The 19,544-nt window shown below is 37.1% G+C and carries 19 protein-coding genes; all 19 read left to right on the top strand.

The features are described 5' to 3' along the window. Positions 1 to 8 precede the first annotated feature (8 nt). Positions 9 to 458: a MaoC family dehydratase N-terminal domain-containing protein gene (locus MHI02_RS15295; RefSeq protein WP_216883391.1), complete on the top strand. Its 450-nt coding sequence runs from the start codon at positions 9 to 11 to the stop codon at positions 456 to 458. Next, positions 455 to 856 carry a MaoC/PaaZ C-terminal domain-containing protein gene (locus MHI02_RS15290; RefSeq protein WP_060667619.1) on the top strand — a complete coding sequence of 134 codons (402 nt, stop codon included), beginning with the start codon at positions 455 to 457 and terminating at the stop codon, positions 854 to 856. Before MHI02_RS15295 ends, MHI02_RS15290 begins: the two co-directional genes overlap by 4 nt. A 20-nt stretch (positions 857 to 876) precedes the next feature. Further along, complete coding sequence (locus MHI02_RS15285; protein ID WP_060667618.1) at positions 877 to 2,046, top strand: thiolase family protein; 1,170 nt, start codon at positions 877 to 879, stop codon at positions 2,044 to 2,046. 48 nt (positions 2,047 to 2,094) lie between these two features. Further along, on the top strand, positions 2,095 to 2,535 hold the full coding sequence (locus MHI02_RS15280; RefSeq protein WP_341166030.1) for an acyl-CoA thioesterase: 441 nt from the start codon (positions 2,095 to 2,097) through the stop codon (positions 2,533 to 2,535). A gap of 247 nt (positions 2,536 to 2,782) precedes the next feature. Further along, the gene (locus tag MHI02_RS15275; RefSeq protein WP_216883389.1) at positions 2,783 to 4,015 is read left to right on the top strand and encodes an acyl-CoA dehydrogenase family protein; all 1,233 of its coding nucleotides are present in this window, start codon (positions 2,783 to 2,785) and stop codon (positions 4,013 to 4,015) included. A 96-nt stretch (positions 4,016 to 4,111) separates the two neighbouring features. Then, positions 4,112 to 4,903: an MBL fold metallo-hydrolase gene (locus MHI02_RS15270; protein ID WP_145542806.1), complete on the top strand. Its 792-nt coding sequence runs from the start codon at positions 4,112 to 4,114 to the stop codon at positions 4,901 to 4,903. A 66-nt stretch (positions 4,904 to 4,969) separates the two neighbouring features. Next, a complete protein-coding gene (locus MHI02_RS15265; protein ID WP_145523511.1) occupies positions 4,970 to 5,998 on the top strand; it encodes an NADP-dependent oxidoreductase in 1,029 nt (342 codons plus the stop codon). 100 nt (positions 5,999 to 6,098) lie between these two features. Continuing rightward, positions 6,099 to 6,941, top strand: a complete 843-nt coding sequence (locus tag MHI02_RS15260; protein WP_060667614.1) for a crotonase/enoyl-CoA hydratase family protein — start codon at positions 6,099 to 6,101, stop codon at positions 6,939 to 6,941. A 40-nt stretch (positions 6,942 to 6,981) separates the two neighbouring features. Further along, positions 6,982 to 7,752, top strand: coding sequence for an SDR family NAD(P)-dependent oxidoreductase (locus tag MHI02_RS15255; protein ID WP_145523513.1), 771 nt, complete (start codon positions 6,982 to 6,984; stop codon positions 7,750 to 7,752). A gap of 105 nt (positions 7,753 to 7,857) precedes the next feature. Further along, positions 7,858 to 9,417 (top strand): acyl-CoA synthetase, encoded by a 1,560-nt coding sequence (locus MHI02_RS15250; RefSeq protein ID WP_341166117.1) that lies wholly within the window; start codon positions 7,858 to 7,860, stop codon positions 9,415 to 9,417. Between the two features lie 435 nt (positions 9,418 to 9,852). Further along, entirely contained in the window at positions 9,853 to 11,115 is a 1,263-nt protein-coding gene (locus tag MHI02_RS15245; protein WP_257454676.1) for a dihydrolipoamide acetyltransferase family protein, read from the top strand. Between the two features lie 16 nt (positions 11,116 to 11,131). Next, positions 11,132 to 12,211, top strand: coding sequence for a pyruvate dehydrogenase (acetyl-transferring) E1 component subunit alpha (gene pdhA, locus MHI02_RS15240; RefSeq protein WP_244986858.1), 1,080 nt, complete (start codon positions 11,132 to 11,134; stop codon positions 12,209 to 12,211). A 10-nt stretch (positions 12,212 to 12,221) separates the two neighbouring features. Beyond that, positions 12,222 to 13,202 (top strand): alpha-ketoacid dehydrogenase subunit beta, encoded by a 981-nt coding sequence (locus tag MHI02_RS15235; protein WP_047184852.1) that lies wholly within the window; start codon positions 12,222 to 12,224, stop codon positions 13,200 to 13,202. A gap of 268 nt (positions 13,203 to 13,470) precedes the next feature. Beyond that, positions 13,471 to 14,523: a zinc-dependent alcohol dehydrogenase family protein gene (locus MHI02_RS15230; protein WP_047184851.1), complete on the top strand. Its 1,053-nt coding sequence runs from the start codon at positions 13,471 to 13,473 to the stop codon at positions 14,521 to 14,523. Positions 14,524 to 14,767: 244 nt separating this feature from the next. After that, on the top strand, positions 14,768 to 15,355 hold the full coding sequence (locus MHI02_RS15225; protein WP_047184850.1) for a TetR/AcrR family transcriptional regulator: 588 nt from the start codon (positions 14,768 to 14,770) through the stop codon (positions 15,353 to 15,355). A gap of 21 nt (positions 15,356 to 15,376) precedes the next feature. After that, the gene (locus MHI02_RS15220) at positions 15,377 to 16,147 is read left to right on the top strand and encodes a 3-hydroxyacyl-CoA dehydrogenase (protein WP_047184849.1); all 771 of its coding nucleotides are present in this window, start codon (positions 15,377 to 15,379) and stop codon (positions 16,145 to 16,147) included. A 199-nt stretch (positions 16,148 to 16,346) separates the two neighbouring features. After that, positions 16,347 to 17,498, top strand: a complete 1,152-nt coding sequence (locus MHI02_RS15215) for a thiolase family protein (RefSeq protein WP_047184848.1) — start codon at positions 16,347 to 16,349, stop codon at positions 17,496 to 17,498. A gap of 40 nt (positions 17,499 to 17,538) precedes the next feature. Then, positions 17,539 to 18,675, top strand: coding sequence for a CaiB/BaiF CoA transferase family protein (locus tag MHI02_RS15210; RefSeq protein ID WP_204797659.1), 1,137 nt, complete (start codon positions 17,539 to 17,541; stop codon positions 18,673 to 18,675). A gap of 81 nt (positions 18,676 to 18,756) precedes the next feature. After that, positions 18,757 to 19,527, top strand: a complete 771-nt coding sequence (locus MHI02_RS15205) for an enoyl-CoA hydratase (RefSeq protein WP_047184846.1) — start codon at positions 18,757 to 18,759, stop codon at positions 19,525 to 19,527. Positions 19,528 to 19,544: the final 17 nt, after the last annotated feature.

The following is a 19,544-nucleotide window of genomic DNA, read 5'->3' as shown; positions in this document are numbered from 1 at the left end:
GAACTTTATTGTATAAAAATGTAATCGGAAAAAAATCCCAAAAAGTAAAAAATATTGTGGAAATGGGCATGGTAAAAAGATTTGCGGATTCTATAGGGGATTCACATCCATTATTTATAGATGAAGAATATGGAAAAAAGTCAAGGTATAAAGGAAATATTGCACCACCAACTTTTCCCCGAGTCTTTGATTACGGTGAAATAGAAGAATTACATCTTCCAAATGTTGGGTTAATTCATGGTGAGCAGACATATCATTATAAACGACCACTACTCGTTGGTGAAACTATTTATTGTTTTACAGAGGTAGCAGAATATTATGAAAAGAAAGCTAGTATCGGCTTGCTAGGCTTTATAGTTTTAAAAAGATACGGAGAAGATGAAGAAGGAAATACTATTTTCACAGAAAATCAAACTGTCATTATTACGGAAGCGGTTAGAAAGGAATTGGTTAAATGAACCGTTTACTAGATTTAAAGAAAGGCAATACATTAAGTGAAGTTCAGCTGAATCCTGTATCTCGTCTTGATTTAATTAAATACGCTGGAGCTTCAGGGGACTTTAACCCTATTCACACTATTGACAAGGAAGCTACAAAAGCAGGTTTACCAGGAATTATCGCCCATGGCATGTGGACAATGGGAAATCTATCTAAATTATTTACGCCTTATCTAGAAGAAGGATTTATTCAAGATTATAAGATTCGGTTTGCAGATATGGTCTTTTTGGATGATGTTATTACGTTGAAAGCAGTTTTAGATGAAGTTCATGAAGATTACTTAAATTTTGATGTGGTTGCTCTTAAAGATAATGGAAAAGCGGCTATAAAAGGTCAGGTAAGATTTAAAGTTTATTAATAGAACAGGAGTGTAAAAAAATGAAAAGAGATGCAGTTATTGTTTCCGCTGTTCGGACACCAATTGCTAGACAAGGTGGAGCGTTGGTTACTGTTCCAGCTCATGTATATGGTGCAGAGGTAATTAAAGAGTCGGTCAAACGTGCCAAGGTTAATCCAGAAGAAATTGATGATGTGATTTTTGGAAATGTTTTAAGTGGTGGTGGAAATATTGCTAGGTTAACTGCTTTACAAGCTGGATTATCTATTAATCTTCCAGGATTAACCATTGATAGACAATGTGGATCAGGAATTAATGCAGTTGCATTAGCGGCACAGGCAATTAGAGCTGGTGAAGGTGATGTGTATATAGCAGGCGGAACAGAAAGTATGAGTCGAGCACCTTATCTTATGGATCGGCCGGAAAAGCCTTATGCAGCAACGCCGCCAAAATTTAGAAGTTCTCAACTTTCTCCAAAAGAAATTGGAGATCCTCCTATGGGGATAACTGCGGAAAATCTAGCTGAAAAATATAATATTACAAGGGAGGAGCAGGACGAATTTGCTCTTCGAAGTCAACAAAGAATGGCAATCGCTATGGAAGACGGTCGGTTTGATGAACAAATTGTTCCCATTTCAGTTCCGGTCAGAAAAGGAGAGCCGGTTATATTTAAAAAAGATGAACATCCCCGTCCAAATTCAACAATAGAAGGTTTATCAAAACTACCTGCTGCTTTCGTTAAAGATGGAACGGTTACAGCTGGATCAAGTTCAGGGCTGAATGATGCAGCTTCTGCTCTTGTAATCATGTCCCGTGAAAAAGCAGAAGAACAAGGTCTAAAACCGTTAGCGGTTATTCGTGAAACTGCTGTGGCAGGAGTTGACCCTAATATAATGGGGATTGGACCTGTACCAGCAACCAAGAAAGTGATGGAAAAATCAGGCCTGCAAATAGATGATATGGATATTATCGAGCTAAATGAAGCTTTCGCTGCACAAGTAATTGCTTGTGACCGCGAACTATCATTTAACCCTGAAAAACTAAATGTAAATGGTGGTGCGATTGCACATGGTCATCCACTTGGAGCTACCGGTGCCATCCTTGTTACGAAAGCGGCTTATGAATTACAAAGAAGAGAAGGAAAGTATGCGCTTATAACGGCATGTATTGGTGGAGGTCAAGGAATAGCAACAATTATTGAAAAAGAATAGTAGCAGAATACTCCCACTTATCATTTATTAGGTGGGAGTCTACTAAAAATGGAGGAGAATATGGAAACTAATGAGATTGAAGTATATGTACGGTTCAGTGAAACAGATGCTGCTGGTCATGTGAATAATACAAGTTATTTTTTATACTTAGAAGAAGCTCGAACAAGGTTTTTTAATCATAACTTACGGCAGGATTTTAATGGGAGAGAGGGTCTATCTTTAAATAATTTTATTTTAGCTTCAACCAAATGTGATTATATTTCTCAAGCATACGCTGGGGATATTCTGAAGGTAAATACGACTGTATCTCATATAGGTAACAAGAGTTTTACTTTTAATCATGTTATTACACATGCTGATACAAAAGAAGAAGTTGTTCGTGCCACCGCTACTATGGTTAGTTTTAATTATTCAGAGCAACTATCTCAGCCGATCCCAGAAGAAATAAGAACTCATTTACAACGTAACCTAGTAAAAGAAGGTGTATGAAAAGGCAATAAAAAGTATATTTCTAAGTTGCGTATCTTGTTTATGCTTTGAATTATTGTTTAAATTTATAGAATATTATAAAACCAACATTGTGTTTAAAATAGAACGATGTTAGAATTTTAGGTATACACATTTCCTAATAATCAGAATATAGCGGAGTGCTCCGCTATCAGCCATTTGAAAGGGGATGGCTGAAAGTATATTTCTTATCATGACTTCATTAATTTTATTTAAAGGAGGAGTTTGTATGTTAAAGGAAATATCAAGTTATGCCGAACGACTCAGAGAAGAACTGATTGACTTCATGGAAGAGTATGTATACCCTGCAGAAAAAGAAGTAGAAGCATACTTGGAAACTGCTGAGGACCGTTGGACAATTCCACCAATTATTGAAGACCTGAAACAGAATGCAAAAAGACAAGGATTATGGAATCTTTTCTATGCGGATGAAAAATATGGCAAGGGATTAACGAACTATGAATATGCACATCTTTGTGAAATTATGGGACGATCTCTAATTGCTCCTGAAATCTTTAATTGTAATGCTCCTGATACCGGAAATATGGAGGTCTTAATTAAGTATGGTAATGAAGAACAAAAACAAAAATGGCTAACTCCATTATTAGAAGGTGAAATTCGGTCTATCTTTTCGATGACGGAACCATCTGTTGCTTCTTCTGATGCGACGAATATACAAACTGAAATTATTCGTGATGGCGATGAATACGTTATCAACGGGAGAAAATGGTGGTCTACAGGAGCTATTGATCCTAGATGTAAAATTGCCATTGTTATGGGGAAAACAGACCCTAGTGCGGAAACGTACAAACAACAATCGATGGTATTGGTTCCCATGGATACGCCTGGGGTAGAAATTAAACGCCCATTAAAAATATTTGGTTATGACCATGCTCCTACAGGTCATGCGGAAGTGCACTATAATAATGTACGAGTACCGGTATCTAACTTAATATTAGGTGAAGGTCGTGGATTTGAAATCGCTCAAGGTAGATTAGGGCCTGGAAGAATTCACCATGCAATGCGTGCTATTGGACAAGCGGAACGTGCCTTGGATTTATTAATAGATCGTGCGGAGGAGAGGGAGGCATTTGGATCCAACCTAATTGATAAGGATGTAGTACGTGCTCAAATTGCAGAAAGTAGATTGGAAATTGAACAAGCAAGATTAATAACACTTAGCACTGCTCATAAGATTGATCAGTATGGTGCAAAAGCAGCACGTAAGGAGATTGCGATGATAAAAGTTGCGGTTCCCCGAGCGACTCTAAATGTAATTGATCGTGCGATTGAGGTTTATGGTGGTGGAGGAGTTTCTCAAGACTTCCCATTAGCAGAACATTATGCACATGCAAGAACACTTCGAATTGTGGATGGACCAGATCAAGTGCACATTCGTGATATTGCAAAATTAGAAATTCGAGAAAGAAGAAATAAGAGATCGAAAATAACGGTGAATTAAATCGAAATTTCAGTGAGGGATTTCTTCATTTCATCCCCACTGAAATTTTAATAACTATTGCTTACGTTGGATAAGCAATAGGAGGGATTCAACAAAATGATAGATATTACAAATCATGAAAATATGACCTGTGTAAAGGCAGTGACACCAAGTAAAAATACTGTTTATCTATATTTGGTAGATGGAATGTTAATCGATACGGGTCCAAAAATATTAGAAAATGAATTAATAGCTTTTTATGACCAGTACGATTTTGATTTGGTTACGTTAACCCATAGTCATGAGGATCATGCAGGTACAGCTTCATGGATTCAAAAAAACAAAAATGTCCCCATTTATATTTACCCAAAGGGGATTACGGTTTGTGAGAAACCTGCTGACTATCCCGAATATCGTCAAATAGCATGGGGGATTCGAGAAGAATTCCACCCCTTGCCATTAGGAGAAAGTATACAATCAAGAAATGTAGAATGGGAAGTATTTTACACACCGGGGCATGCAGATGATCATGTATCCCTATTTAACAAGCAAACCGGTAGATTGTTCTCAGGAGATATTTATATTTTACCTACAGTTAAAGTACTCATGAAAACCGAATCTATTTCAAAGATAATGAATTCCATTCAAACGTTACTGAAATTAGATTTTGGAGCGATGTATTGTTCTCATGCCGGTTATTTACCTGATGGAAGAGAAAAATTGGAAACTAAGTTAGATAACTTACGAGGAATATATGATTCTGTAATGGATTTATATAAAAAAGGTTATTCTGTATCAGAAATAGACAAAACCTTATTTGCGAAGAAATATAGACTGGAAGAGTATTCAAAAGGTGAATACTCTTCTATCAATATTGTTCATTCTATTGTTTCGGACATTCAAAGCTAGAATATTTGATTATTAAATTTAAATGTCATTAAAATGGAATTGATAGATAAATATGGAGGAGTGAGAATGATTAATAGAACAAACAGGGAGTTTTTATTAGTAAGTAGACCAAAGGGAATGCCGACAGATGATAATTTTAAATTGCAAACAAAACAGGTACCTAAGGTGAACGATGGTGAAGTGCTGGTTCAAACCATTTATTTATCGGTTGATCCTTATATGAGAGGTAGAATGAATGGGGTTAAAACATACACGTCCCCATTTGAACTTAATCAAGTTTTAACCGGTGGCGTCGTAGGAAGAATTATAGAATCCAACCACGACAAATTCAAGGTAGGGGATATCGTAGAAGGACGACTAAATTGGGCTGATTATTCTGTAACAAGTGGAAAGGGATTAAGAAAGGTCGATCCTAACTTGGCTCCAATCTCTACTGCATTAGGTGTAGTAGGTATGCCTGGACTTACTGCATATTTTGGTTTACTTGATATTGGAAAACCCAAAGCAGGAGAAACGGTGGTTGTTTCAGGAGCGGCTGGAGCAGTAGGTACTGTGGTAGGTCAAATTGCTAAAATTCATGGTTGTCGTGTAGTTGGGATTGCGGGATCAGATGAAAAAAATACGTATCTGGAAAAAGAACTCGGTTTTGATGCAACGATTAATTATAAAACAGAAAATGTTAAAGCCTCACTGAAGGAAAAATGTCCGGATGGTATAGATATTTATTTCGATAATGTTGGCGGTGAAATTTCCGATGCGGTTATGAGTTTGCTGAATTTCCAAGCTAGAATAGCTGTTTGTGGCATTATTTCCGAATATAACAATACGGAACCTTCTTTTGGACCACGTATCCAACGTTATTTACTAAATCGTAGTGCGTTAATGAAAGCGTATATTGTCGGTGATTATTACGAGCGATTTGATGAAGGATACAAACAACTAGGGAAATGGGTGAAAGAAGGAAAATTAACCTATCGAGAGAATATAGTAAACGGACTTGAAAATGCACCAAAAGCGTTTACGGGGCTCTTCCGGGGTGAAAATATTGGGAAGCAATTAGTCCGGGTTCGTAACGAAAACGACGAAATCATATAAATGTATACCTTTCAATCTGCAAACTAAGAAGCCATCAAAATAAATGATGGCTTCTTAGTTATAAGTTTGTTCAGAATATATAAAAAAGGGAGGGAGAAATATGTTTAAAACGATTAAAACAAATATTATGGACAACATCATGACGATTACATTAAATCGACCGGATCGATTAAATGCGTATACCGAGTTTCTGGGAGATGAGATTATCCAGGCTTTGGATCATGCGGATGAAAACGATGAAGTGAGAGTACTCATTATGACAGGGGAAGGTAAAGCGTTTTGTGCCGGTGCCGATTTAGATAAAGATGCTAGTATATTCCGTTCTGAGACTTCTATGGAAGATTACCGTGATGGTGGAGGCTTAGTTTCTCTACGAATTTTTGAACTTAACAAACCTATTATCGCAGCGATTAATGGCCCAGCGGTTGGAGTTGGAATTACAATGACTTTACCAATGGATATACGTATCGCTTCTGAAAATGCAAAGATGGGGTTTGTCTTTGCACGAAGAGGAATTACACAAGAAGCGTGTAGTGGATGGTTTCTACCAAGAATTGTTGGGATAAGTCAAGCGATGGAATGGGTATCAACTGGTAGAGTTTTTTCAGCTCAGGAAGCAAAAGAACATGGATTAGTTAGTCGGGTAGTTCCTGCTGATGAATTATTGAGTACATCACGACAACTGGCAGCTGAAATTGTTGAAAATACATCTGCTGTGTCTGTTGCATTAAATAGACAACTGATGTGGAGAATGCTTGGAGCGGACCATCCCATGGAATCTCATAAAGTAGAATCTAAATATATTTACTGGACCGGTAGAAATGCGGATGTTCAAGAAGGGGTAGAGGCCTTTCTTGAAAAGCGTAAACCCAACTTCAGCCTGAGAGTAAGTTCCGATATGCCAGACTTCTACCCGTGGTGGGAAGAGCGAGAATTTAAATAAAAATATATCTTGAAAAAACAATAACATTAGGAGGATAACGATGAAGAGATTTGAAAATGCAATTGCGCTTATTACAGGTGCTGGTAGTGGTATTGGGGAAGCAACAGCGAAAAGGTTAGCTTCAGAAGGTGCGAGAGTAATTCTAGTCGGAAGAACTGTTTCAAAATTGGAGAAAGTAGCCAGTGAGATTAATAATAGTCGGAATAGCCAAGTAGCATTTCCTTTTGCATGTGACGTAACTTCTGAAAAGGAAGTGGAGAATTTAACGGATTATGTGGAAAAGGAGTTTGGTGATGTAACCGTTTTAGTAAATAATGCTGGAGGGCTATTTAATTCAACTATTCAACAAACCTCTTATGAGGATTGGGAGGAAATCCAAAGGCTTAATTTAAATAGTGTGTTTCTAGTATCGAAACGGATTGGGAAAGTAATGATGGACAGTTCAAGTAAGAATCCGAATGTGGATCGATCGATTATTAATGTGGCATCCCTTTCCGGACATAAGCCTGGTGCACTATTCCCGCATTACAGTGCAGCTAAAGCTTCTGTTATTAATCTAACAAAGGCAATGGCATTTGAGTATTCTAGAAATGGTATCCGAGTTAATTCGGTTTCTCCAGGTTTTGTTGAAACGTCACTGGTTGACGCGGAAAATGAGAAGTTGTTGAAGATCGTCAAGAAGAAAACCACGATGAATCGTATTGGTCAACCAGAGGAAATTGCAAATGTTATTGCATTCTTATCATCTAAAGAAGCTTCCTATGTCACGGGGACTGATATGCTAGTAGATGGTGGGTTTATGTTAACGTGAATTTTGCGATTCAGAAAATATTTTATTTTCTCAGGTCGATAAATGGAATTAATCTAATGGACTTTTCTTACACAACGAAAGAAGAAAAATTAGGAGGTGTAAGTACTGACTAGTTCATCTTTAACTTTATCAAATCAATTATTAGTAGGAGAAATGTTGAAAAGGGCTACACATAAAACACCGAGAGCAGAAGCCTATGTTTATGAAGAAGAGCGAGTAACATTTGAAGAAATCGATGTTAGAGCTTCGAAACTAGCAGCATGGTTTCAAGGAAAAGGTATTAAAAAGGAAGAAAAAATTGGATTTATGTTAAAGAACTCCATGGCTTTTCCAGAGGTTGCATTTGGAGCAGCTTTATCAGGTGGAGTTGGAGTGCCGATAAACTTCCGGCTAGGTTCAAGTGAAGTAGAGTATATTGTAAATAATTCGGATGCAAAAATTTTAATTATTGATAACGAATATATTGAATTGATTCAATACATTCGAGGTAATTTAAAAAAAGTAGAAACAATAGTAGTTGTTGGTACAAATCAAGTGCCGGACGATTTTATGAGCTATGAATCTATTTTCGAAAGTGAATTTTCATATAAACCTATTGAAAATCTAATAGATGATGATCCTTGCTATATTGTTTATACTTCCGGTACAACTGGTCGACCAAAAGGTGCAGTTTTAACACATAAGAATATTACAGTAAATACAATGAATTTAATTTACGATACAAAGTCCAATTTAGGGGATACCCAGCTAATTAGCGTTCCTCAATTCCATATTGCTGGACTACTTCTTACGATGTTAACGTGCTTAACTAGTGGAAAAACCGTTATTCACCGTGATTTTAATCCAGTTAATGTTTTAAGTACGGTGGAAAAAGAGGAAATTAACATTTTGTTTTTGGTCCCTGCCATGTGGAACTTCCTATTACAAGTATCAAACATTAATGAATATGACCTTTCTTCTGTTAAAGTTACTTCTACTGGTGCCGCCATTACACCGCTAGAAGTAAAGAAGCGAATGCTTAAAACGTTTCCGAATGCCATATTAATAGACAACTTTGGTCAGTCTGAAACAACCGCCACTACAACAAGTAACTCCGGAGAAGATGCACTTAGAAAAACGGATTCTGTAGGGAAACCTTATCTGAACGTAGAGATACGAATAGTTGACGAAAGTATGAATGATGTTCTTATAGGAGAAGTAGGAGAAATTGTTTATAGAGGACCTACCGTCATGAAAGAGTATTATAAAAATCCAGAAGCAACAGAGGAAGCCTTTAAAGGTGGTTGGTTCCATAGTGGTGACTTAGTCAAGATGGATGAAGAAGGCTTCATTTATGTAGTAGATAGAAAAAAGAATATGATCATCAGTGGGGGAGAAAATATTTATCCTGCTGAGATTGAAGAAATTCTCTATCAAATGCCTGAAATTCTGGAATGCGCAGTAATCGGAATTCCAGATAAAGATTGGGGAGAAAGTGTCAAAGCTATTGTCGTGACAAAACCAAATCATACATTAACGGCAGAACAAGTTATTGATTATTGTAAACAACATTTAGCATCCTATAAAAAGCCAAAAATGGTTAAGTTTATCGATGAATTGCCACGAAATGCGTCAGGTAAAGTATTGAAGTACGTTTTGCAAAAAGAACCTAAACAACTTAATTAAATTTTACTATGTAAGGCAGTGTCGTTTATATGATACTGCCTATCTTTATGCACTAAATTCTCTCAATCTAGGATATCTATTATTTATCCCATCTAAACGGGCAGTTAGACTTCCACCTCAAGCTTCTGGAGAAATAAAGAAGGTAGGTGGTGGGTGAAGGAAACCTTCTACTGATAGGAGTCTTCTTTATATTCCTTTTCCCGTATATTTTATAACGAATAAGAATAGAATAAAGCAATTACTCTTTATCGCGTCTTAACTGGTAGTAATTTTCCCATTTCAAGAAGTCGAGTTATAACCAAGAAATCCAAGTGGGGGTGGATAGCCTGTAGTAACCTGATTAGTTCAACTAACATTTGGTGGGGGATGAAAGAAAACCCCCATTAATGGAAGTCTTCTTTATAAAAAAATTCGATTAATTGGTGGTGAACGAAATTGAGTTATCAGTTCAAATTTCCTGATGTTGGTGAAGGGTTACATGAAGCGGAAATAGTGAGATGGCTTGTGAAGAAGGAAGACGTCATAAAAGCAGATGATCCTGTTGTAGAGGTGCAAACAGATAAATCTGTTGTTGAAATATCTTCTCCAGTTGCGGGAAAAGTTGTTTCATTAGCGGGAGAAGAAGGCAAAGTTATTCATGTCGGTGATGTATTAATCACCATTGATGAAACAGGAAAATCATCCAAAGAGGATAGTCCTCAGAAAGAAAGCAAGTCCCAACAGGAGGTAAAAGCAATCGAAAGTAAAACAATGGAGTACGGTATTAAAAATAACAATAAGCCACCTCAAAGAGTTAGAGCTGCTCCGACTGTGCGTAAATTGGCACGTCAACTGGGAGTCAATATTGAGGAAGTAGTAGGAACAGGACCAAGTGGAAGAGTAATAGAAGAAGATGTTCGGAATTTTAGTCAAACTGGTAGGCAAGCAGAAACTATTACAGAAAATCATTCAACCGTTTCCGTTCATCCAAGTTTTGATATTCATTCAACTGAATTAATAGAAGAAATACCGTTCAGAGGTTTAAGAAGAAAAATCAGTGAGAAGATGGTTCAGTCTGTCTATACAATTCCTCATGCTACAGGAATGGGTGAATTCGATGTTACTAAATTAGTAGAATTTCGAAATTCACTAAAACCATTTGCTGAGAAACATGGCTGTAAGCTCACTTATCTTCCTTTTATTATTAAAGCAGTTACGAAAGCACTGATTGAAAACCCTTACCTAAACTCATCTTTAGATACGGAAAAGGAAAAAATTATTTTAAAGAAATATTACAACATTGGTATTGCTACAGCCACAAAAGGTGGGCTAGTTGTTCCAGTCATAAAAAATGCAGACAAAAAGTCCATTATTGAAATAGCGTTGGAACTAGATCAATTATCGAATAAAGCACGTGAGGGTAAACTGCTACCAAAACATATGCAAGGTGGAACGTTTACGATAAGTAGTACTGGAAGTATGGGTGGAGGTACATATGCCACTCCAATTATAAATTATCCCGAGGCTGCTATTCTTGGCATTTATAAAATTGAAGATAAACCAGCCGTCGTTGATGGAGAAATAGTGATTAGAAAGATGATGGGGAATGCACTATCTTTTGATCATCGAATAATGGATGGTTTGGAAGTGGGTCTATTTATGAACTCGTTAACGGAAATACTAGAAAACCCAGAATCATTACTTTTAGAAGTAAGGTAAATGGAGGGAGAATTTGATGATTAATATTTTCGAAAAACATCAACCAACGGAGATGTATCAAATAGTAAATGAAAGAGGGGAATATAACGAAGCAGCGTTAAACGATTTAAACTTAAATAATGAGCTTCTTCAAAACATGCATTATTGGATGCTAAAAGGAAGAATCATGGATCAAAGATTTCTAAAGTTACACCGACAAGGAAGGATTGGAACTTATGGACCTTTTTCGGGTCAAGAAGCAGCACAGGTAGGAAGTGCCTTGGCATTATCGAAAACAGATTGGGTTGTACCAAGTTATCGAGAATCCTTAGTTTCCATGATACATGGAACAAGTTTAAAACAGTTTTTAAGCTATCTGAAAGGTTATTTTGGAGGAAATAGACCACCAGAAGATGCCAAACTATTTCCTATCCAAGTAATCATAGCTGGGCAAGTACCGCATGCTGTTGGTTGTGCTTGGGCATCTAAACTTAAGAAGGAAGATAGTGTGACAACCGTTTATTTTGGGGACGGAGCAACATCACAAGGTGATTTCCATGAAGGACTAAACTTTGCAGCTGTTTATAATGTTCCTATCGTATTTTTCTGCCAAAACAACCAATGGGCGATTAGTACCCCATTTGAAAAGCAAACAACTAGCGAAACCATTGCACAAAAAGCAATTGCGTATGGAATGAAAGGTGTCCGAGTCGATGGGAATGACGTTTTAGCTTGCTATCAAGTAGCGAAGGAAGCTATTGAAAAGGCGAGAAAGGGAGAAGGGCCAACTTTAATTGAAGCGGTTACGTATCGCAGGGAATCTCATACTACTGCAGATGATTGGACGAAATACCGAAGTCAAGAAGATGTGGACGCATGGGTTAAAAAAGATCCAATTGTTCGCTTCGAACGTTTCTTAATGAATAAAGGTTTATTAACGACAGAAAGAAAGGAAGAAATGGTTAAGCAATTTGAGGAAGAAATTGAAAAAGCCGTAAAGGATTTTGAGGGGACACCTTTACCACCCGCTCATGAAACATTTGATTATGTTTATGAAAAACCTCATCCACAGTTGTTAAAGCAAAGAGAGGAATTTAAAAATAGGCTAGAGCGTTAGGAGGAATAGTATGCGTAAACTCACGATGATTGAAGCCATTCGAGAAGCGATGGAACAGGAAATGGAAAAAGATCAAAATGTGATTATTTTAGGAGAAGATGTTGGAGTTAATGGTGGGGTTTTTCGAGCGACAGATGGCTTGCAGAAAAAGTTTGGAGAAGATCGTGTATTTGATACTCCTTTGGCAGAGTCAGGAATTATCGGAACAGCAGTTGGTTTAGCTATGAATGGAATGCGTCCAATAGCAGAAATTCAGTTCCTTGGATTCATTTATCAAACAATGGATCAAATTTGTGCACAGGCGGCTAGAATGAGGTATCGTTCTGGCGGCAGATTTACAGTCCCTATGGTAATTAGAAGTCCATTTAGTGGAAATGTAAGATCACCGGAATTACATTCTGATAGTCTAGAAGCATTATTTATGCATTCACCAGGATTGAAAGTGGTAATACCTTCTAACCCATATGATGCAAAAGGATTACTCATTTCTGCTATTCGTGAAGAGGATCCAGTGCTTTTCTTTGAACCTATGAAACTATACCGTTCTAGTCGGGAAGAGGTACCTGAAGAACCTTATGAGATTCCAATTGGAAAGGCATCCGTTATAAAAGAAGGAGAAGATGCCACCATCGCCACATATGGTGGAACCGTCCCAATGGTATTGAAAACGGCACAAGCTTTTCAAGAAAAGGGGATTAACTTGGAAGTAATTGATTTAAGAACGATTAGTCCAATAGATACAGAAGCAATTAAAGAATCTGTAGATAAAACAGGTAGATTAATGATTGTTCATGAAGCAGTGAAAACTGGCGGAGTTGGAGCAGAGATTGCAACTATTGTAAGTGAAGAATGCTTATATTCTCTAGCAGCACCAATTGTAAGGGTAACAGGTTATGATACTCCTTATCCTGTCCAAACGGTTGAGGATGATTGGCTACCGAATGTGGAGCGTATTACAGAGGGTGTAGAGAATCTATTATCGTATCAATAGATGAAAAAAAGATGGAGATTAATGTAAGGGTTATCAAAATTTGAAGTGACAAGGGAGGCTAAATAAGCTGTAATTATTCCCATTATTTAATGAATATTAGCAGATATGGATTCAGATGATTTTGTAACGATCATGTATCAAATTAAAAATATGATAAATCGATGGGGGTGAAAAATATTATTCTGTAGAGGTATGGATGTTTAATAGTAAATACGGTTTAGGGACCGTTAGCTGTCAAACTATTAATATATAAATGGGGAGGAATAACATGAAAGCAGCACAAATAATTGAGTTAAAGAAACCTTTAAGGGTAGGGAATGTACCAGATCCAACACCGGGACCACATGATGTCATTGTAAAAGTGGAGGCAAGTGGAGTTTGTCGTAGTGATTGGCATACGTGGATGGGTGATTTGGATTGGGTAGGATTAACTACAGAGCTACCGCTTATTCCAGGCCACGAGATGGGAGGAGTTGTTGCAGAGGTAGGAAAAGAGGTAAAAAACTTCAAGCCTGGTGACAGAGTATCCACACCATTTCATGAGGCTTGTACACACTGTTCCTATTGCTTAAGTGGAAGATCGAATATTTGTGAGCATTCCCAAGTGTATGGAACGGTAAAGGATGGGGCTTATGCAGAATATATAAATATACCAAATGGTGATTTTAATTTAGTTCATCTTCCGGATGAGGTGGATTCATTAACAGCTGCTGCAATAGGGTGCCGCTATATGACCGGTTTTCATGGAATTAGTCGTTCAAATATAAAACCAGGTGAATGGTTGGTAGTTAATGGAACAGGCGGAGTCGGTTTGTCAGCGGTTCAGGTTGGTAGTGCTGTTGGGGCACAAGTAATTGCAGTAGACGTTGATGATAAGAAATTGGATATGGCAAGAAAAGAAGGTGCAGTCGTAACAATAAATGCTCGTAAAGAAAATGTTCCTGAGGCTGTTAAAGAAATTACAAAAGGTGGTGCACAAGCTTCCATTGATGCACTCGGTATAAGAGAAACCATCTTAAATTCAATTCTGTCATTAAGAAAAGGTGGACGACATGTGCAAATTGGTATTACAACTAGTAAGGAGTCTGGGATTGTTGATATACCAATAGATGTAGTGACTTTAAGTGAATTGGAGATTATTGGTAGCTATGGAAATCCTAGAACAGAATACGATGGATTACTAGGATTGATAGCACAAGGAAAATTAAATCCTAAATCACTTATATCAAGAGAAATATCATTAGATGGTGTTACCGATGTGTTTAATGCAATGTCTAATTATCAAACATATGGTTTTAATATAATTACGGACTTTTCGTAATAACGTTAAATTAATTGATTGATGGTAGAGAGAAAGTTATGTCTACGCCGTAAAGATCCCATCATTGTGGGGATGAAGAACTCCCCCAATGATGGACTTCTTTATGTAACATGACCATTTACTTTTCTCATTTTGTTTTTTTAAGTGCTTTTGCGCCTTTTCAAATTTAACTTGACATTTAAAAAATGAATATTTAGAATTGTATTAACTACATAAGAATATATTACCTAAGGGATGTGTCATTTTGTCATTACGAGAAAAGAAGGCCGAAAAGAAAAAGAAAGAGATCATCCAATCTGCATTAAGTATTATTGCAGAAAAAGGCTATCATGCAACGACAATGGAAGACGTTGCTGCTAAGCTTCTGATGACAAAAGGTTCGGTGTATTATTACTTCAAAGATAAACAGGATTTATTGTTTAAAAGTCAAAAAATGCTACTAGAACAAAGTATTCAAAACATCGAGGAGATAATGTCTAAAGAATTACCTATTATTGAGAAATTGCAAAAAGTCATGGTTGTTCACATCGAATTTTTAATTACGGAACGAACTGGATTTGCAATGGGAGCAAGACCAGATCAATTTTTTGCAGGTGATCAATTACAAGAAATAATTTCGTTAAGGCAGAAATATAGTCATTGTATCGATAAACTTATTGCACAAGGGATAGAAAGCGGCTACTTTAATAAAGTAGATACGAAGATTGTTCGAAATATCATTTTAGGTGCGATGAACTATGTTATTGAATGGTATTCATCAGATGGCAGTAAAGATAAAAATGAATTAGCAAAATCTATTTCAGATTATCTATTAAGAATCCTTATTAATTAAATCATGAGGGGAGAGCTATTTATGGAATTAAATCAAGTATCAGCTGTTATTACAGGGGGAGCATCGGGACTAGGCGAAGCTACGACCCGAAATATTATTTCTAAAGGTGGAAAAGTAACGATTCTAGATTTGCAGGAAGATAGAGGAAGAAATTTAGTAGAAGAACTTGGAGAAAACGTTACGTACATTAAAACAGATGTAACTAGTGAAGAAAGTGTTCAAGCAGCTCTGGAACATGCTGTAAGTACATTCGGCAATATAAATACACTTGTTAACTGTGCTGGAATTGGAATTGCTGAAAAAACCTATAGCAGTAAAAAAGGAGTACATGACCTAGGAACATTTAACAAAGTAATACAAGTAAATTTAGTTGGAACATTTAATGCCATTCGTCTTGCTGCAGAAAAGATGAGTGAAAATGAACCAAATGAGAATGGAGAAAAGGGAGTAATTATCAATACTGCTTCGGTTGCTGCCTATGAAGGACAAATAGGTCAAGTAGCGTATAGTGCTTCGAAAGGCGGTATTGTTGGTATGACATTACCAATTGCTAGAGATTTGGCTTCTGAAGGTATTAGAGTGCTTACAATTGCACCTGGATTATTTGAAACACCATTATTTGCAACAGCATCAGAAAAAGTTAGAACGGCATTAGGTGCTATGGTTCCTTTCCCTTCTAGACTAGGATATCCTAAGGAATACGGACAACTAGTACAAAGTATCATCGAAAATCCAATGTTAAATGGGGAAACAATTCGTTTAGATGGCGCAATTCGTATGCAGCCTAGATAATCTTTCTTTTTTATATAGGTTAATGGTATAATTGCACATGTAAAATTCCGAATGTTTAAAATACAATAGACTAAATCGATGGAATATTTGTAGGTGGTCTATTTTCCAGTAAAAGTAACTATTAATCGTAAAAGGTTAATTTTGATTCTGTTTAGAATGTAAGGGATTTCAAAAATACGAATGAAAGAGGGATAGGAATATGCGTGAAGCTGTTATGGTGGAGTGGGTTAGAACGCCTGTCGGAAAAAGAAATGGTGCATTAAGTGGGATGCGTGCGGAGGATTTAGCTGCGAAACCGTTAGCGGAAGTAGTGAAAAGAGCTGGTATTTCTCCAAGTTTAGTTGAAGATGTCATTTTTGGTTGTGTTGCCCAAGTCGGGGAGCAATCATTGGATATCGCAAGGGTTGCGGCATTACAAGCAGGATTCCCTATTGAAGTCCCCGGTACCACAATAGATAGACAGTGTGGATCTAGCCAACAAGCTGTTCATTTTGCGGCGCAGGCAATTATTAGTGGCGATATGGATGTTGTTATTGCTGGCGGTATTGAAAACATGTCTCGTGTGCCGATGGGGGCGAACCGTTTAGATGTTGATTTTAGTGAAGAATTAACATCGAAATATGAAATGATCCACCAAGGATTATCAGCTGACCGCATTGCGGAAAAATGGGGATTCTCTCGTGAAGAAATGGATACGTTCTCACTAGAAAGTCATCAAAAAGCAATTAAAGCTCGTAAAGAAGGACGATTCGAGAAAGAAATTATGCCATTAGAAGTTACTTTACCAGATGGCACTACAGCGGTACTCAAAGATGATGAGGGGCCACGAGAAAATACCAGTGTTGAAAAATTGGGGAGTCTAAGACCTTCATTTAAAGAAGACGGAAATATTACGGCTGGTAACTCCAGTCAAATTAGTGACGGGGCAAATGCTATTCTTCTCATGTCACGTGAGAAAGCAGAAGAACTAGGATTAAAACCTAGATTCAAAGTCCATACGCGTACAGTTGTAGGTTCTGATCCAACATTAATGCTTACAGGTCCAATTCCAGCTACACAAAAAGCACTTGAAAAATCAGGACTTACCATTGATGACATTGATATTTTTGAAGTAAACGAAGCATTTGCGCCTGTACCTATGGCTTGGTTAGTGGAAACTGGAGCAGATCCTAAGAAATTAAATCCAAATGGAGGAGCAATCGCACTGGGTCATCCGCTTGGTGCTAGTGGTGGTCGTTTAATGATTACGATGATGAGTGAGTTAGAAAGAACTGGTGGCCGCTACGGACTACAAACGATGTGTGAAGGACACGGTATGGCGAACGCTACCATTATTGAAAGATTAGATTGATAGAAAATAATTACTTTTTAATATGAAAGGAGGAAACCCATTGCCATTAACATCCATTCGAGTATTAGATTTATCACGGTTATTACCTGGACCCTACTGCTCGATGCTTCTTGCTGATTTCGGAGCAGAGGTTATTAAAATTGAGGAACCTGGTATTGGTGATTATGCAAGGGAAAACCTACCAAAATTAGATAAGGACAGTGCATTCTTTCATTCATTAAATCGAAATAAGAAGAGTGTATGTTTGAATTTAAAATCAGCTGAAGGTAAAGAAAGCTTTCTTAGGCTTGTTAAAGAAGCTGATGTAGTAATTGAATCATTCCGACCTGGGGTAATGAAGCGATTGGGATTAGATTATGAAACGTTAAGAGAAGTGAATCCAGGTATCATTTATTGTGCGATAACAGGATATGGTCAAGATGGTCCATACGCTAATTTTCCGGGCCATGATGTTAACTATACTAGTTATGCAGGCTTGTTAAATTTGATGGGTGAAAGAAATGGAAAACCCCAAATTCCAGCAGCACAAATAGCTGATATTGGTGGAGGGGCTCTTCCAGCCGCAGTTGGTATCTTACTTGCATTATTTGGAAGGGAAAAAACTGGTAAAGGTCAAATAGTAGATATTTCGATGTTAGATGGGGTTATTTCTTGGCTACCAACCCTTTTACCAGGTTTTCTGGCTACAAATGAACATCCGAAAAGAGGAGAGTTAGTTTTAAGTGGGAAACTAGCTTGCTATGAAGTATACCAAACGAAAGATGAAAAATGGTTGTCTGTTGGGGCACTTGAACTAAAATTCTGGAATGAATTTTGTAAAGCCATAGGGAGAGAAGATTTTATTTCGAAATTAGATGCACCAATGGAAGTTCAAGATCAAATGAAAATAGAAATTCAAAACATTATTTCACAAAAGTCACTAGATGAATGGATGGGAATTTTCTCTGAGGTAGATTCATGTGTGGCACCAGTTCTTTCATTCGATGAGATGATAGAAAACCCACAAGTAAAAGCACGAGAAATGATTAAAAATGTAAATCACAGTGAATTAGGATCGATTAAACAAGTTGGAATTCCAATTAAACTATCAGAGACCCCTGGAGAAATAAAAAATCTAGCACCAAAATTAGGGGAACATACAAAAGAGATTTTGGAAGAAATCGGGGTAATCAAATAAATAGAGAAGGGTTTGCATATCTTTAGAAAAGAGAATGCAAACCTTATATTCTATTAAATAAAATATTAGGGAGATGATGACATGCTTGAATTATTATCTGTGAGTAAAAAAAATGGGGTTGCAACAGTTACGATTGATAATCCTCCAATGAATGTCCTTAGTCAACAAGTAAATAAGGAATTAGATATCGTATTTAAACAACTACAAGAAGACAACGAGATAATCTCTATTATTCTGACAGGTGCAGGAGATAGAGCTTTTATGGCTGGTGCCGATATTAAAGAGTTCCCTGATCGTGACGTAAAAAAAGAGGATGAAATTGATATTCATGCCGTTCTAAATGGGATTGAAAGTATTCCAAAACCAACGATAGCCATGTTAAATGGATTTACACTTGGTGGTGGGTTAGAACTGGCTTTAGCTTGTGATATTAGAATTGCAGAGGATCATGCGAAAATTGGACTACCTGAAGTGAATCTAGGTTTATTACCAGGCGGTGGGGGTACACAGCGCCTTCCAAGAATTGTTGGACCTTCTAAAGCGAAAGAAATGATGTTTACGGGAGATCCATTAAGTGCTGAAGAAGCTTATAGATTAGGAATTGTAAACCAAGTTGTATCAAAAGGAACAGGGATGGAAGCAGCTGAAAAACTCGCAGGTAAATTAGCGAGTCAATCTCTTCAAGCTTTAAGTAGAATAAAACACTTAGTAAATGTGGGAAGTGAATTGCCGTTAGAAGAGGGCTTACAAATGGAGAAACAATTATTTAATGATCTATTTGTAACAGCAGATGCGAAAGAGGGAGTTAGTGCATTTATCGAAAAAAGAAAACCTGTATTCACACATAAATAAATTCTATGGAGGTTCAT

Source organism: Oceanobacillus sp. FSL K6-0118, from assembly GCF_038006665.1.
GTDB lineage: Bacteria > Bacillota > Bacilli > Bacillales > Amphibacillaceae > Oceanobacillus > Oceanobacillus caeni.
This window is presented reverse-complemented; position numbering and strand designations above follow the sequence as displayed.